This is a genomic window from Niallia sp. FSL K6-0212, assembly GCF_038007605.1.
GTDB lineage: Bacteria > Bacillota > Bacilli > Bacillales > Cytobacillaceae > Niallia > Niallia circulans.
On record NZ_JBBOXL010000001.1, the window covers coordinates 350,058 to 367,290 of the forward strand.

Annotated in this window: 13 protein-coding genes; 5 read left to right on the forward strand and 8 right to left on the reverse strand. The window is 35.6% G+C overall.

From position 1 onward, the window contains the following. Positions 1–155 precede the first annotated feature (155 nt). From MHH96_RS01605 to MHH96_RS01615, 3 genes are all read right to left on the reverse strand, one after another. Positions 156–1,490: a polysaccharide pyruvyl transferase family protein gene (locus MHH96_RS01605; protein ID WP_061798074.1), complete on the reverse strand. Its 1,335-nt coding sequence runs from the start codon at positions 1,488–1,490 to the stop codon at positions 156–158. A 457-nt stretch (positions 1,491–1,947) separates the two neighbouring features. Further along, positions 1,948–3,138, reverse strand: coding sequence for a MalY/PatB family protein (locus MHH96_RS01610; protein WP_095258414.1), 1,191 nt, complete (start codon positions 3,136–3,138; stop codon positions 1,948–1,950). Positions 3,139–3,303: 165 nt separating this feature from the next. After that, positions 3,304–4,578 (reverse strand): ATP-binding protein, encoded by a 1,275-nt coding sequence (locus tag MHH96_RS01615; protein WP_061798076.1) that lies wholly within the window; start codon positions 4,576–4,578, stop codon positions 3,304–3,306. Positions 4,579–4,762: 184 nt separating this feature from the next. On the opposite strand from MHH96_RS01615, the gene MHH96_RS01620 reads away from it, so the two are divergent. After that, complete coding sequence (locus MHH96_RS01620; RefSeq protein ID WP_047943620.1) at positions 4,763–5,230, forward strand: hypothetical protein; 468 nt, start codon at positions 4,763–4,765, stop codon at positions 5,228–5,230. A gap of 51 nt (positions 5,231–5,281) precedes the next feature. Continuing rightward, complete coding sequence (locus MHH96_RS01625) at positions 5,282–6,523, forward strand: MFS transporter (protein WP_047943619.1); 1,242 nt, start codon at positions 5,282–5,284, stop codon at positions 6,521–6,523. 726 nt (positions 6,524–7,249) lie between these two features. Here the strand turns inward: MHH96_RS01625 and MHH96_RS01630 are convergent. Further along, positions 7,250–7,921 (reverse strand): YdeI/OmpD-associated family protein, encoded by a 672-nt coding sequence (locus tag MHH96_RS01630; protein ID WP_047943871.1) that lies wholly within the window; start codon positions 7,919–7,921, stop codon positions 7,250–7,252. 335 nt (positions 7,922–8,256) lie between these two features. Between MHH96_RS01630 and MHH96_RS01635 the strand changes: the two genes are divergently transcribed. Further along, positions 8,257–8,979, forward strand: coding sequence for a 3-ketoacyl-ACP reductase (locus MHH96_RS01635; protein ID WP_047943870.1), 723 nt, complete (start codon positions 8,257–8,259; stop codon positions 8,977–8,979). A gap of 69 nt (positions 8,980–9,048) precedes the next feature. Here the strand turns inward: MHH96_RS01635 and MHH96_RS01640 are convergent, their stop codons facing one another. Further along, positions 9,049–9,873 (reverse strand): aldo/keto reductase, encoded by an 825-nt coding sequence (locus MHH96_RS01640; RefSeq protein ID WP_047943869.1) that lies wholly within the window; start codon positions 9,871–9,873, stop codon positions 9,049–9,051. Between the two features lie 218 nt (positions 9,874–10,091). Here MHH96_RS01640 and MHH96_RS01645 point away from each other — a divergent pair, with 218 nt between their 5' ends. Next, positions 10,092–11,852 carry a flavocytochrome c gene (locus MHH96_RS01645; protein ID WP_061798078.1) on the forward strand — a complete coding sequence of 587 codons (1,761 nt, stop codon included), beginning with the start codon at positions 10,092–10,094 and terminating at the stop codon, positions 11,850–11,852. A 52-nt stretch (positions 11,853–11,904) separates the two neighbouring features. On the opposite strand, the gene MHH96_RS01650 is transcribed toward MHH96_RS01645, so the two are convergent. After that, entirely contained in the window at positions 11,905–12,519 is a 615-nt protein-coding gene (locus MHH96_RS01650; protein ID WP_047943867.1) for a nitroreductase family protein, read from the reverse strand. 328 nt (positions 12,520–12,847) lie between these two features. Here MHH96_RS01650 and MHH96_RS01655 point away from each other — a divergent pair, with 328 nt between their 5' ends. After that, positions 12,848–12,976, forward strand: coding sequence for a hypothetical protein (locus MHH96_RS01655; RefSeq protein ID WP_268874805.1), 129 nt, complete (start codon positions 12,848–12,850; stop codon positions 12,974–12,976). 3 nt (positions 12,977–12,979) lie between these two features. Here MHH96_RS01655 and MHH96_RS01660 read toward each other — a convergent pair whose 3' ends face one another. Then, positions 12,980–13,969, reverse strand: a complete 990-nt coding sequence (locus MHH96_RS01660) for an FUSC family protein (protein ID WP_061798080.1) — start codon at positions 13,967–13,969, stop codon at positions 12,980–12,982. Between the two features lie 110 nt (positions 13,970–14,079). Then, positions 14,080–17,208, reverse strand: coding sequence for an alpha-mannosidase (locus MHH96_RS01665; protein ID WP_047943864.1), 3,129 nt, complete (start codon positions 17,206–17,208; stop codon positions 14,080–14,082). Positions 17,209–17,233: the final 25 nt, after the last annotated feature.

The following is a 17,233-nucleotide window of genomic DNA, read 5'->3' on the forward strand; positions in this document are numbered from 1 at the left end:
TACATAATCCACTGCTGCTAGAATGATAAAAAAGCACCTTTATGGAGCTTGGTGCTTTTTTACATTTTTATATAAGCAAGCGATTCAGGGAAGATTAGCCTTATTCCTTGCCCCTTTTTTATAAGAGAAAAGTGCATGCTTCCTTTCATTCTCCATTAATTAAATACGTTTGCTGCTTTTAAGACTAGTTTGACAGATTTTCGATTTAATTGCCCTTCTAGCTTTTTAATTTTCTTTTTCAACTCCATGATTTGTGGAGCTTCTCCTGAATGGAAATTATGCCATCTTGCAACTGCTTCTTCTATACTGCATACACTTATTGGCACTTCTATTGGCTTTAATTGTACATCCGTCAATCTTTCTTCTAATGGTATTCGTTCAGGATGATTTGTGTCTTTATAAATATGATCTATTTTATTTTTATTTAAGAAATCAATATAATGATCGAAATTTTCACCTTGTCGCTTTGCAGGCTGTTGGAAGTCTACCTGCTCAATCAAATCCGATAATCTTGTTTTCTCATTAATTTCCTTTGCCATTACATATGTAAGTTGATGGTATTCTGCCAATTCTCTCATCCGAGCATCTTTTGGAATAATAATACTCGGTGTTCCAGAGATTGTTGCTGTTATGTTTCCATGTAATCTTGCTCCGAAGCTCAAATCTGCTTGGCTTATAAAATCAAACCAAGTTGGAGCATTCAGAGGGAAACGAACTCTATTATTCTTATAGGCTTGATCAGAAATTTTCACCGGATAGTTTGTGCTGTCTTTTGCTATTGCAGGCGCACCTAAATACACTAATTTTAATTCTTTAAGCCACTGTGGAATAAAATAATAATTCGGAAACTCTTCCATCCCTCTTGTAATGAAATCAAGGACATTTTTTGGAGAGATTCGAGAGGAATTCACACAGACCATTGACTCTTTCGTTATAGTTGTTTCTCGAATGTTCAATTCTCGACCAAAGGTATACATGGAAGGACAGCCAATAACTGTATGGTCTACTCCTTCTTTAAACCCTAATCCAGTTAAATATTTTGATGTAATTTCACCACGTAACCCAATGATTGTTGACTTTTCTAAAACAGCCTTAATGAATGCTCTTACATCCTCATCGAATGGAAAACCTTCATTTAATTTTGGCTCAAAAGGAGCACGCAGTCCTACTCCAATGACATAGACTGGAATCTTTAATCTTTTGATTAACTCTGTGTATTTTCGTAAAGTCGGTACAAATTCCTTTCGAAATGCATCTGCCAAGGGAATGACATAACAATCATACTCTTCATTGATTTCATCTGCTCTTGATGGATCATAATCATAGTAATCTGGCGTAATGTTTGTATCCTCCGTCATTAATGTACGGTAAACACTATATTGGTAAATTAGGTTTCCAACATTTCCTCCAATCGAATTGTTGTTTAGTATGTATGATGCATCAAAAATATCAAGTGGTGACATCCCTGATCTAATCAATATATTCTTCATTTTCCTAACCCTTTCTGTAACCACAAATTAAAAAATATGGAATTTAATTATGAGCCTATCATAAAAATTCTATATTTCTGATTCAACTGAAAGCCCTGTTTTACTCCAAAAATTTGTATTGCCACATCTTACAATGACTACTAACCTATTCAAGTTAAATATCTAATATCATCATTGGCACTTTTTTAAATTCTATACAGCAGTAACATTAATAAATGAATAATAATAATGAATCATTATCAAAATACTAGGTTCTTTTGTTAAAAATCAAAAGAAATAATACTAACCGATTATTTCTTACCCTTTCCTATGCCTAACAAAACTTTACAATATAGTCCAAACAAAAAAGAATCTGATTAGAAAAGAAACATTTTTTCACTTAAGGTTAAAGTAGTTGCTCTTCCCTGCAGTTGAAATATATCTTTTCTTCATTAGATTCTTTAGTCAAAACGGATCTTTATATTAAATCAGCGAACTCTCTTGCAATTCTTTCTATAGCTTCTTTTATAATCGGTCTTGGGGAAGGAATACAAATTCGTTGATGATTAATTCCTTCTTCTCCAAACATACTGCCATCTTCTAGTAAAACATTGGCTCTATGATAAATACGCTCATGTACTTCTTCTGGTGTTATTCCATATCCGCTGAAGTCCATCCACATGATATAGGTTCCTTCTGGTATTGTCACTTTCACTTTTGGCATATGTTCATCGATGTAGGCTTTTACCCATTCCATGGTTCCGTCAATATATTCCTTCAATTCCTCCAGCCATTCTTCTCCTTCCTTATAAACCGCAATAAGCGCAGAAATTGTAAAAGGAGATGCCAATTGGTGACCCATTTCCTTATTAAACGCATTGCGCAGCTTCACATTTGGAATGATTAAATTAGTGCAGTGAAGTCCTGCCACATTAAAAGTTTTATTAATTGCCGTACATGTAATCAAATGATCCTGATTATCTGCAACCATCGCAATTGGAGTAAATTTCTGTGTACGTCTAATTAAATCACCATGAATTTCATCTGCAATAATTAACACATTATGTTTTACACAAATCTCATTTAAACGACTTAGTTCTTCTACTGTAAAAATGCGACCAGTTGGATTATGGGGGTTACAAAGAATAAACAGCTTCGTTGATTCTTCCTTTGCTTTCTCTTCAAAATCAGCAAAATCGATGGTATAATACCCTTCTTCGTCTTGAAGTAACGCATTATTCCGAACCACTCTGCCATTTCCTTCAATTGCCGAAGTAAACGGCGGATAAACTGGGCGTTGAATAATTACACCATCGCCAGCTTCTGTAAAAGCACGCACTGCCATATTAATTGCATGAACTGTTCCTGGACTATAGACAATAGATTCTCTATCTATCTCCCAATTATGTCTTTTTTTAAACCAATGCTGAATTGCTTCATAGTACTCATCAGGAAAAATAGAATAGCCATATATGCGATTATCAACCGTTTTATGTAATGCATCTACTAATGCTTGTGGTACAGGCAAATCCATATCTGCTGTAAATAAGGGGATTGTCTCTTCATCATATCGCTCTGTAAGTCCCATCTCCTTAATAATTTTTCCACCGTCCCATTTAATCGAATAAGTATTTCGTCGATTTACCACTTCATCAAAGTTATTAATCACTACATCCACCATCCTTTTGCTATTTTGAAGTCATTATAACATGGAGCGTTAGAAAAAAACTCGACTGGAATCTTTAACATCTACAGTTTTCCCTTTTCAGTCAAACTTACTTCCTTTATCTAAATAAACCCCCACTAATTTTGCGGAGGTTTACATCTGCTTTTATTATCCTTGAGAAACTGTACCAAGTAATGTATCTTGTGTAGCTGCCGGAAAGACGATGATTGCCTTTGTTCCTTTGTTTAATTCGCTTTGGAAGCTCAAACTGCCATTATGACTTTCAATGATTTTGAAACAGGTCATTAAACCAAGACCAGTCCCTTTTTCCTTCGTTGTAAAAAATGGTTCACCTAATGTTCCTAATCTCTCGTCCGGAATACCTACTCCCTGATCCATAATTTCTATCGAAATATTACCATCCTGGAGAGACGTACCCTTAATAGAAATATATCCACCCTGTGGCATAGCTTCTATAGCATTTTGCAGCAAGTTAATAAATACTTGTTTTAGGCGCTTTTCCTCACATAAAATCATTGGAATATCCCATTCATATACTTCTTTAATCTGAATATTATGTAAGCTTAATTGAGTATGTATTAATGTAATAACGTCTTTAATAATATTACGAATATCTTTAACTAAAAAAACATCCGCCGTAGGTTTAGCGAGAAAAAGCAGCTCGCCAACAATGCCATTAATTCTTTCGATTTCTGACAATACAATTTCAAAGTATCTATTTTTAGGATTTTCTGCCTTCGCTAGCTGAATAAATCCTTTAATCGAGGTTAATGGATTTCTAATCTCATGAGCAATTCCTGCAGACATCTCTCCTAAAATCGCTAATTTTTCTGACTTTTGGAGCAAATGCATCGTTTTCTCTTTGCTAGCTGTAATATCTTTTCCAATCGATAATATCACATCTTCCCCATTTAACATTATCGCTAAACAGGACGCCTCATAGAAAAAATCATTTCCAGCCACACGTTTCATTTTGTATTCAATAGGAGAGAGCGGTTTCTTTTTCTCTAAGGCAATATTCAGACGCATTTTCCACCGTTCCATATAATCTGCTGTGACAAACTCTCCAAATGATCGATTAATTAACTCTTGACCGCTAGATGCTCCCATCATTTTAACAGCAGCATGATTGACATAGACTAACTTGTTTTCTCTTAAGGATTGAATAAATATGGATTCTGGTAAGGAATCCATTAGGAGTCGATAGCTTTCTTCACTATCCTTTGCCTTCTTCTCATAGTATTTGGACAGATCATACCTCCAGCCAACAATCCATGCTAAGATCGTAAACAGGAAAAAATCAATATTGAAAAAAGGTTCATGCTTTATAACAAATTGATAAGTAGTAAATAATATAGAGATCGTTACTAACGTAATTTGTCCCCATGTTTTTATTTGCCTATTACGATTCCAAAGCAGCATAGACATTGCCCCTTCAAAGTATAATTTCTATATACGTTCGTCTTAATGAACATCTTTTATCCTATCTTACCATTTTTTAACTAGAAGCGCATTTGCTAATAATAGAATAATTGATTGCTTGTTTTATTATTTTCCATCGTCCAGTATAATCTAATGAAAGGAAACATTAAAGGGGAGGGACACAATGGGAGACTTTTTTAAAATTACCGCAGAGATTGTTAATATTCTTCATGATATTATTATGGATGCTGCTGCCATTCTGGGTTGGCAAGCTTCAGACAAAGATTTACATTTATGGATTATCGGCCTTATTGGGATTATTTCATTCTTTATTGTTCAATTTATTTTTAAACGGTTAGCTGCTTGGAGCATCAAGAGCATTTCTTTTATATATACGTTTACACTCATCCTTGTATTGGTATTTGCAATTGAAATCCAGCAAGGAATTACGGGACGGGGAAATATGGAGTTTGCAGATGCAGTGGCCGGAATTAATGGATTCCTCCTATTTTTCGGAATATATTTAGTTATTACCTTATTGTTTAAAGGAATTAAAAAAATCCTTCGCAAAAAAAACAATCATGTGGACACGAATAATCATTCAAACGAAAATACCAATCTTCCATCTCGCCAATCACGTTATCATAAATAATAGTCTTCATAACTCGTTGGTTACATTTTTGAAGATAAAGGAAGGATACCTATGAATCGCTTGATTGCTTTTAGTAAGAAACATTCTAAAATTAATTATTCTGTTTTACTTGCTATTATTTTTGGCGGGTTCCTCATTTTCGGATTATCAGAGAACGTTAAGGGACCCGCTATCCCTATCATTCAAGCAGATTTTCTTTTAAGTGAGTCACAAATAGGATTTTTGCTTGCTATCAATTCACTTGGCTATTTAATTGCTTGTACCTTTACTGCCGCTTTAGCCAATAAAATTGGCATTAAATGGACTGGTATTGTTGCTTTCGCAGCAATGGCTCTTTCAGGTATTTGTCTTTATTTTTCCGAAAAATATTTCACCCTTTCTTCCTCTTATTTCCTTTTATATATTGGAAATGGAATGCTTGAAATCGGACTGGGGATAATGGCAGCGCGAATTTTCACAAAAAATACTGGATTTATGATGAATCTCGCTCATTTTTTCTATGGATTAAGCTCAATGTTTGCGCCGATTATCGCCTCTTGGATGATGAAATGGACAATAGCTGGCGAGGAACTAAGCTGGCGAGGAATGTACTTCATTGTGCTGCTTTTAGCCCTTCTCCCTATCATCCCTTCTATCTTCGGCAAATTTCCTGAAGAGGAAACTAGTGATGATGAATCAGTGTCATATCGATTTTTACTTCGCGATCCAGCTGCATGGCTTATTGTCATGATACTTTCCTTTGGGGTGGTATCTGAATTGGCTGTCGGAGGCTGGTTAGTAAACTTTTTAATTAAAGCGTATTCATGGAATGTGGAAACAGCTTCAGGTATGTTATCTATGTTTTTTCTATTTTTTATGCTTTCAAGGTTATTCCTTGGCCCACTAACAGATAAAATCGGCTATACACTATCCATCATGATCTTCGCTGCCTTTTCCGGCATTTGCAGTTTTGCTGGCATTATCATTGGCGAAAAAGGTGCGATTCTTTTTGCTATCGCTGGAATAGGAATTGCCCCCATTTACCCAACTGTAATGGCATTACTTGCCAAAAGGTATCCGAAGGGAACGGGTACAGCCATTACCTTTACTGTTACTCTAATGGGAATTGCAAGTGTGTTCGGAAACCTGCTAATTGGAGTCATAATTGATGGGATAAATCGTTTGTTTTATACAAGTAATGGTGTTATTGGACAGCAGGCAGGCTATGGGTTTATCGCATTTTTATCTTTATTATGCTCCATTTGCTGCATCATTTTATATTATTATTTACGTAAAAAGCAGGAAATTATTTAATCCTTAGATAAATAGATTTTATCGATATTGTTGTCAAGATAAGCAGTAAAAAAAGGATGCAGCATCCAATATAAAAGAGCGCATTGGGATAATACTTCCATTGGTAGAAGTAATAAATAGATATTCCTATTAACACTATAAGAAATAATTCAAAAAGAAATGCAGTAATCATAAAAACAAAATAAGGATAAATAATTCCTTTATGATTGACATTAGTCAAAGTTATGCCGTCCCAAAAACGATCAGCTAGTCTAGCAAAACGCATATAATCCTCTCCTTCAAAAAAGATATATATTAATCTATGAATATCGTTTGAAAGTCATGCCATACTTTTTGACGAGAAGGATTTGAAGAGTGGCTGGTACAAAACAAAATATATAATAGATAAAAATAACAATTTCTAATTTAGTGGTGAAACCAATTCGTTCCATTACACTACAGACACACGATACCTCGAGGAACAACCAAAGCCTCCTCGGCTAAAGTCAACTGCACCTCCAATTGTAGATAGTGCCTAACACTTGGGATGGGGCTTGGCGCTCGCCCCATGGAAAGCAAAGTCTATTCAGGCTGCGGTTGATCACCATAGACCTTTTTTCTTAAAATTAATTAAACCCCGAACAATTATACGAATATTTTTAGTGTGTACGTATAATTATTCGGGGTTATATTTGATTGAAATGTTTATTTAGCCAAACCGATAATCAAAAAGACTGTTGAAACCTATTATCCCTGCTCTTTTCGATAGGTATCTCTGCTTTTATAACCAGCTTGAAGGATCATCAACATTTCTGCTTTTCTTTTTTCTCTCGTTGCTTCTTGTTTTGCACTATAGACATATCTTGCCCATTCCTTTTGATAACCTGGTGTGAGGGATTGGTAAAAGGCTAATAACTCGGGAGTATTTATTAAATCATCTTCGATAGCTTGGATCTTTTCTATATAATCATCAACACGTTGACTCGCTTTGGAGGAAGCGGCCTTTAATGTCCTTTTTTCCTCTTCTTTTAAACCTATCACAGTGAATACTTCATCCAATCCAACCATACGCGCAAATTTTATTGTACTCGTTCCCACATATCCATCTGAATCCGTATCTAGCCCCTTAAACAATTCATCCCGATGAATATAAGTGGGGTAGACTTTATTTCCTTTCTTTGGATATGCTAAAAAGATGTATCCCTTCTTGTTCAGCGAATCTGTTCGTATAATCTTATCAACCGTTTCTCGCATTGCAACCATGTCTAGCACAAAGGCGAATATAGCATCATATTTATCTTGAAGCTCTGTATCATATGCTTCCAATTCTCCAAAGTAATTCAATTCATTTGGTTGATTTAGAATCGCCATTTTTTTGTATTTTTTTAAATTTAATTTATCGACAATTGTTTTTACCATAGGATTCTCCTTCTTATTCATTTAAGTATTTTATTTAAATAGTTTAACAATATACTACTTATCTGTCTTACTCTTTCAAAAATAATAAATACCGATGGAGTTTATTTATTTCTAGCAGGTATATTTTTTTCCAGAAAAAAGATAATAAACAGGATATTAGGCAAAATTAGTTCGATGGCAAGAATCATTCCAATTAGAAACAAGGAAAAGGGAAATTATATGAATGATAGATAATAAATCTTTTCTCTAAGCGGCTTTCTTGCTAATACCTGCAGAAAATCTTAAAATAGACAAAGTATTATTTACTGAACAACGATTGGAAGGAGTTGCTTTTAATGGCACAATCTTTAAAGGGAAAAGTAGCTTTCATTACGGGAGCTGGAAGAGGGATAGGAAAAGCAGTAGCGGTTGCACTAGCAAATGAAGGTGTAAATGTTGGTTTACTTGCTCGTACAGAAGGAGCATTACAAGAAGTAGCCAAAGAAGTGGAAGCACTTGGCGTAAAAGCTGCTTATGCAACAGTTGATGTATCCTCTTTAGAAGAAGTAGAACAAGCAATTTCTACTTTAACAAACGAACTAGGGAAAGCAGATATTTTAATCAATAATGCTGGAATTGGTAAATTCCAATCTCTTTTAGAAATGGACCCAGAAGAATGGAAACAAATCATCGACGTAAACTTAATGGGACCATACTATGTAACAAAGGCAGTTTTACCACAATTAATTGAAAAAAATGGCGGAGATATTATCAATATTTCTTCTACAAATGGCTTAAATGGCGCTGCTACTTCCAGTGCATACAGTGCTTCTAAATTCGGTCTAATCGGAATGACAGAATCATTAGCACAAGAAGTACGCAGAAATAATATTCGTGTTACTTCCTTAACACCAAGTACAGTTGCAACAGAGCTTGCTGTTAAAACAGATTTAATCAAAGGTGATGCAGAGAAATACATGCAGCCAGAAGATATCGCAGAACTGATTGTTTCTCAATTAAAACTGCATCCAAGAATCTATGTAAAAACAGCTACAGTACTAGGAACAAACCCATTCTAATACCATAGATATAATTGGGAAAGGGAATAGTGCCGCTATTAAATATAGCAGCACTATTCCCTTTCTTTCTTATCGGTTATTCATCTCATTTGGGTGTGGACCTTTTCGTCTATTGCGGTTTAGCTCATTAATTTGTTTCATTTCTTCCTCTGTTAATTCAAAATCAAACACATGGAAATTTTCTTCAATGCGAGATGGTGTCACTGATTTCGGAATAACAATCGTATTATTTTGCAAATGCCAACGCAATACTACTTGTGCTGGTGACTTTTCTTTTGTTTCTGCAATTTGTGTGATGACTTCATCCTGAAGAACTTCTCCGCCTTGATCAAGCGGGCTCCAAGCTTCTACAAAAATATCATGCTTTGCGCAAAAGTCCTTTAATTCATTTTGCGCTAAATATGGATGACATTCTACCTGATTCAAAACAGGTTTAACCTCACATTCATTTAAAATGCGCTCTAAATGTTCAATTTCAAAGTTACAAACACCAATAGCCTTCACTCTGCCATCTTTATATAATTTTTCTAGTGCTCTATATGTATCCACATACTCATCAAATTGTGGGGTTGGCCAATGAATCAAATAAAGATCGACGTAATCAAGCCCTAATCTTTCTAAACTTTCATCGAATGCTCTTAGTGTATTCTCATAGCCCTGATCACTGTTCCATACTTTTGTTGTAATAAACAACTCTTCGCGTGGAATAGAAGATTCTTTAATTGCTTTTCCTACACCTGCTTCGTTTTGATATACCATCGCAGTATCAATGGAAGTATAGCCTACTTTAAAAGCAGTGCTGACAGCAACAGCCGCTTCTTCATCTGGAACCTGCCAGACGCCAAACCCTAGTTGAGGCATTTTTAAACCATTATTTAATGTAACAACATTCATCTTTCCACACTCCTTTTTCGAATTCTCTTTTAGTTTAGCGCGAATAGAAATAAATTACAAAAAGTACGATTTCCTTATCCTTTAAAGATTCACAAATTCTCCATATACTTATGAACTTATTTTGAACATTATTATTTTGATAGCTAGTAGTTGAGCATGTTCTTTATGATAGATATTGTGAAATAATGAGCAATATATAGAGAGAGGGGAAAATTTTTATGAAAAGAGCTTCTAGTATAGCATTCGTTCTTCTAGCTATATTTATGCTGATAATAGCAGGTTGTAGCAACAATTCGAATACAGAAGAAAAAGCAAAGTATAAAGCGGGAACATACGAAGGCGTTTCCACTGGCCATGGAGGAGAAATTAAAGCTACAGTAACAGTTTCAAAAGATAAGATTGAGAAAATTGAAATCAGTGCAGATGGAGAAACTGGCAGTATTAGTGATGGGGCAACTACTCAATTAACCAATGATATTATCTCCTCACAAAGTTTAGCAGTGGATGTTGTATCAGGAGCAAGTGAATCTAGTAACGGAATTATTGAAGCTGTTACAAAGGCGTTAGAAAAGTCTGGAGCCGATATGAAAGCCTTAAAAGATGCTGCAAATAAAGTCATTGTAGAAGAACAAAAGCAGGAAGACTTAGATGTTGATGTCGCTATAGTAGGTGCAGGTGGTGCAGGACTTGCAGCAGCCGTGAAGGCTAGCGAAGCTGGTAAGTCTGTTGTCATTTTAGAGCAAATGCCTATCATTGGTGGAAACACAAATAAAGCAACAGGTGGAATGAATGTGGCAGGCACCAAATACCAAGAAGCGGATGGAATTAAAGACGACAAACAAACATGGTTTGACGATACGATGAAAGGCGGCAAAAACTTAAATGATCCAAAACTACTACAAACACTAGTAGATAATGCTCCTGATGCACTGAAATGGCTAAATGATATGGGAGCAGGTTTAACAAAGGTAACATTATCTGGTGGACAAACAAACCCAAGAATTCATCAGCCAGCAGATGGATCACCAGTTGGTCCTGTTATTGTAGAGGTTCTATCCAATAAATTGAAAGAATTAAATACTCCCATTTTATTAAATACTACAGCTGATAATTTAATAAAAAAAGATGGAGCAATTGTAGGAGTAAAAGCTACCGATAAAAATAGGAATTCATTCACGGTTAATGCAAAATCTGTTATTTTAGCAACAGGTGGTTTTGGGGCAAATGCTGAAATGGTTATTAAATACAATAAAGATCTGAAAGGTTTCTCAACAACAAATCATGCAGGAGCAATAGGATTAGGAATTGTTATGGCAGAAAAGGTTGGGGCTGACCTCGTAGATATGGATCAGATACAAATACACCCAACAACCGATCCAGAAACAGGCTATTTATTTACAGAAGGATTACGCGGGGACGGAGCCATTTTAGTAAATAAAGAAGGAAAAAGATTTACCAATGAATTATTGACACGTGATGTTGTTTCGAAAAATATTTTGGCACAGGCAGATAAAGTTGCATATCTCGTCGTAAACCAAGAAATGGCTGATGAAAACGCCTCATTAGCAGGATATATTAAAGATGGCTATGCTACAAAAGGAGAAACAATAGAAGCTTTGGGAAAGACAGCAGGAATAGATAGCAGTACCTTTGCTTCTACTTTAAAAAATTATACAAAATACGTTAAAAATAAAAAAGACGAAGAATTTGACAGAGTCCATCTAACTCAAACGTTAGAACAAGGTCCATACTATATAATTCCCGTAACTCCAGGTATTCATCATACTATGGGTGGATTAAAAATTGATACAAAAACTCATGTTTTAGATAAACAAGGAAATATCATTAAAGGACTGTATGCTGCAGGTGAAGTTACTGGTGGTGTTCATGGTGGAAATAGAATTGGTGGAAATGCTGTTGCTGACATTATCGTATTTGGCCGTATAGCTGGTGAAACCTCTGCAATCGAAATAAAATAACAAAAAAGTGCCTTCTTTCTTTTTAGAATCAAGGCACTTTTTTCTCTCTCAATCAGTAAAATTTCGCAATTTTTTCTATCGGCATTCTGCTAGTATTAAAAGCTGGTGCAGCTGCTTTTCCTATTGCAATAAGGGTAATCGGAAATTGGTTTTCTGGTAACTCAAAACGTTTCGCAAATGCATCTTTATCAAAACCGCCCATTATAACGGTATCATACCCTCGTTCTTTTGCTAGCAGTAAAATCTGCATGGAAATTAAGCCTGCATCATAGCTAGCAATTTGTGCTAATGTTTGTTTTGGTTGATTGGGATATAAACTTAGCGTATTATTAACCGTTCTATCTGCAATAGATTGATCCATATAGCCAAGGGAAACATTTTTTTCATAGATTTCTTCCACATTTCTATAAGCTTCTGTATCTCCTAACACAGCAATAATCGCTGAGGAATCTTCTATTTGCGCTTGGTTATTGCCAATTTCTCTTAACTCTTTTTTTAGTTCTTGATCTTGAATCACAATAAATCTCCAAGACTGCAAATTACTAGAAGATGGTGCACTTGTTGCTAATGTTAAAATTTCTTCCAGTTCCTTTTTTTCTATTTTATGAGCTGAATCATACACTCTTACCGATTTACGGCTTTTCATTATTTCTTCTAAATGAGACATATTCTTCCTCCAACTAATTAGTTAATTGTTTTCTAGAACCAACTTACCATTAGTAAGTAAAGATTGTCAAAGATGATGAATCGTATTTTTTTACAATAGTTATAAGTTCCATTAAAGAATGTTTATTAAACGTTATAAATTACTTAATCAGAGAGATAGAATTATTTAGTGTTTAAGAATGTTCGTCAGTCGTTTTAAGGTGTGCCTTTAGGAGCATTTCCCTCTTCTTTAAAACTATCTCTCCACTTTCCACCTTCTCTATTTACGAATAATTTTCCTTTTTCCACATACTTTGTACTAATCACCAAACCTGAAAGGAGAATTCACTTTGAATAAAGAAAAATGGCTGGAAATAGAAAAGCTTTTAAAGCAATGTCAGTACGATTTAAAGGTAATACACAATAATCTCATCACATTAGAAAAAATATTGCCTGCACCAAAGGAAAATGTTCATTAAATTCTATTTAGTGGCTGCAGCAGCAAGTTTTCTTATCTCTACATAAAGAGCACCTCTATAGCAATCTACTTCGAAAAGGAATGGATTTTGGAGAATAAACACATTACTATTCTCCTTCTCTTTCTGACTCGCTTCATTTGTGAGTTGCACTCTAAATACTTTTCCTATTAAATTTAATTGTCTCAAAAGCTGATCCTTTTCGAGTAAAGACATTCCACCAGCCTTATTCCATTCCTTTAGGATAGCTATAATATTAATTAAATAGGAATGACATTCCTTTAATACAGCTAAATTTTTGGAATGGGTATTTATTGTTTTCTTTAAGCCTCTTCTATTGTACACAGTGTATTTTATATTTTTAGTTGCTGTTAGTAGGTTTTTGTCGATTTCTTGAATTGTTTGAAGTAATTTCTTATTTAGTCTGTCTACCTCATCAGCCTGTTGCTTATTAAAGTCTGATGCTATCCAAGAAGAAACATATGTAAGTAAATGATCATATTTTTCAGCATAATTTATGACAGCCGTCCTATTTAACACGTTTGGCGGGAAAATAAATAATTGAAGAAAAATAGCAAGAATCCCTCCTAGTACTGTATCCACAATTCGATCCAATCCATAATTCCCAGCGTGCTTTTCTAATGCAAATACTAATAAAATGGACAGGGCAACTTGATGGATGATAACTGTGTTTAATCCGAATATCAGGGCAATGCCGGTACCTGCAAATAGAAATATCCCTAATATCCAGCCTGTTAGCGGTACATATTGAATAAAAAATATAGTCATTAACACCCCAATAATCGTCCCAACGCCCCGCCGAATCGAGAATTGGACAGACTGCTCGAGTGATGGCTGCAAGCACAGAATGAGTGAAAGTGGTGCTAAATATGAATGACTCGAGCCAATAAGCTTGGAAAGCTGCCAGGCAATTGCTGAACCAATTGCCATTTTCATTATTAATATTGTCTTATCATTCCATCTATTTATTTTCATACAAAACCTCACTATATGTTTTTAACTTTAGTATGAGTCTCCTGTAAAAAAACATGCAAAAGGCAGACCTTAGAGTATGTTCTCTTTAGGATCTGCCTTTTTCATTCACTTTAGATTTCTACTAAAAAAGTTTTAATTTCATAGGGCTTTATCGCGAATGTTATCCTTTCATTTTCCTGTTTTTCTCCAATTGTTTCTTCTAGAAGATTACATTCCTGCCATCTTTTCACATGAGCATCTGAGGTTAATTCTACTGTTCCTCTTTTTCCCATAAATTCATGTAAACGAACAATGACTTTATTCCCATCCTCAGCTTTTTTCACTGCATCGATCAAGCAATGATCAGACACTATATGGAATAAAGCAAAATCTTGTGATTGTAACTTTCCTGCCAAACTTTTTAATGGCTGATTTAAATCCCATGCCTCTTGGACTGTTCTCCCTTCTCTCCAGTCACCTTGATGTGGCAGAAGAGAATAAGTAAATGTATGTGCTCCTTGATCTTGTAAATAATCTGGGTAAGTACCTGCCTTAATAAGGGACAAACGCATCACGGAATCTTTGATGTCATAGCCATATTTACAATCATTTAAAAGACTTATTCCATAACCTTGCTCGGATAAATCTGCCCATTGGTGTCCAACCGTTTCAAACTTTGCATAATCCCAGCTTGTATTCCAATGAGTTGGTCGTTGTACATTTCCAAACTGAATATCATAGGTTGCTTGAGTGGAACGAATTTCAACTGGAAATGCCACTTTTAATAGCTGATGCTGTTCATGCCAATCAACAAATGTTTTAAAGTCTATTCTTGGATTTTCAGCATAGAGAATTACCTCTTGCTCTACCTTCGAATGGTGATATGTCCACACAAACTTTATTACTGCTCGCAAGGAGTTGTTTTCGATTATTTCTATCTCTTCTAATGTAGAAATCTCTTGATGCTTTTCTTGATAAAAAATATCAATGTCCCAAGCTTCCCATCTTAACGGCTTATCTTCAAATACTTGCAGGATATTTCCTGCCTGATTTTCCTTTAACACATCTCTTTGTGCTTTTTTATCAAATATACGAATTAATTGTCCCTTTTCATTCCAAAGAATTTGATAAAAAGGTGTCTCTATCCCATTATTATTTATCACAAAAGCAGACTGCTTATTTATACCTTGATTTTCCGACGATTTAAATAAAAGATTAGCTAATCCATGTGATGGAACTTCTTCCACTAATATAAGCCACTTTCCATTTACTTTTTCAACTTGCAGTACTTTTCCATTTTCTGATGACCATTCTCCCTCTTCTAGTCCAAGTTTAACTGGCACCTCCACCAATCCGGAACGCGGCCATGAAGAGTCATTTATCACGGTATACTGATTAGAGACATCTGAATCGATTATTCTCGTTGATACTTGCTCTTGTGCTTCATAAGCCAGTGATTCTGCTTCATCATATTCTAATAGGCTGTCTTCATACACTTCACGAATCGAAGACCCTGGAATGATATCATGGAACTGATTGCGCAATAAAATCGTCCAGCCTTTATGCAGCTCTTCCTGCGGATAAAAGGACCAATCAGAGGCTAATACACCAGCTAGTACACTAAGCAGTTCTGTCTCCCGGTACAATAATTCCTGTTTGCGATTACTTCTTTTATTATAAGCTTGACTGGTATAGGTTCCTCGATGAAATTCTAAATAGAGTTCTCCATCCCATGTATGAACATATTCTTCTGTATTCTTCACTTTTTCATGAAGGAAGTCAAAATAATCGCCTGCTTTAGTTGATTTAACAGCAGGCAGGCCTGGAATTCGGTCAAAACGTCTTCTCATTTCCAGCATATCCCGATTTACTCCACCTCCGCCATCTCCATAGCCATAAGACAACAGTAAATCTTGCGTAATATTTTTGTCCTTATAATTATCCCAAGCACCCTGCACCACATCTGCCTGCATTTCTCCATTATAATCATAAGCCCAGCCTCTACTGTTCGGATACGGTGTAGTTACAAAGTGGGTCAAAATTTCTGTTCCATCAATGCCTCGCCATTGAAAGGTATCATGCGGCATCCGATTATACTGATTCCAGCTAATCTTCGTCGTCATAAAAGTTTCTATTCTTGCTTGTTTAAGAATTTGCGGCAATGACCAGCTATAGCCAAATACATCTGGCAGCCATAAGTACTTACTTGTTACTCCAAATTCTTCTTTTAAGAATCTCGTTCCATGAAGTAATTGACGAACAAAAGATTCACCTGAAGGCAAATTACAATCAGGCTCCAGCCACATCCCGCCTTCTGGTTCCCACCTTCCTTCCGCTACTCTATCTTTCAGCTGGGCATAGATTTCCGGATAATCCTCTTTTAAATAGGCGTATAGCTGAGGCTGTGACTGCATAAATAAGTATTCTGGATATCTTTCCATTAAACGCAATACGGTGGAAAAGGAACGTGCCGCTTTTTCTCGAGTATGCTTTAAGCGCCATAACCAAGCAACATCAATATGGGTGTGGCCAATTGCATGAATCGTTACAGCTGCATGCTTGTCCATCTTTTCTAATGCTGCATTTAAATAGTTATTTGCCTTGTTAATAGATTGATAAAATAAATCCGATCCTGGTTCTGTCCAGTCTATTTCATAAAATGATCGATTTAATGCTGTTAGGATGGTCTGATACTCTGGTCTGTTTTCATCTAAAATATGTATGGTTTGGATCATTGCTTTGGCTGTATAGTATAAATCATCTGTTGCTTCGTCTAGCCAGGCAATCTCTGCCTTCTTTATCTTATGCTCCTGAATACGCGGCTTACCGCCACCCTCTAAGCCAGACCACAAACGAAAAATCAAGCTGACATTTGTGCCGCAATGTTCCTCTTTGAGAAAAACTTCCCGATGATTCGCATCTACACCTTGATAGATTTTCTTATTTACATACAAAAGAGACTCAAAGCCTGAATTCGTTCCACCATCTGTTATGCCAAAATCAAAATAGCCCAATACCTGTTTCCCTTTCCAGCTCATAGGGATTGCTACCTCTGTCTTTAACCAAGCATAATGATCCCTTCCTGCCCAATGATCTCCGACATGAATAGTAGCCCATTCCCCATTTTCTGGTGGTCTCGCACCAATCTCTCCTTCTTCATCTAATTGCATCGAAAAGGAGTCCAAGGAAATTGATTCTCGATAGCGATAATTTTCTAGTTCCTTGATTCGTGCATCCAATTTCTTTTCTGTCCAGAACATAAAAGCCCTCCATATTAAGATAATT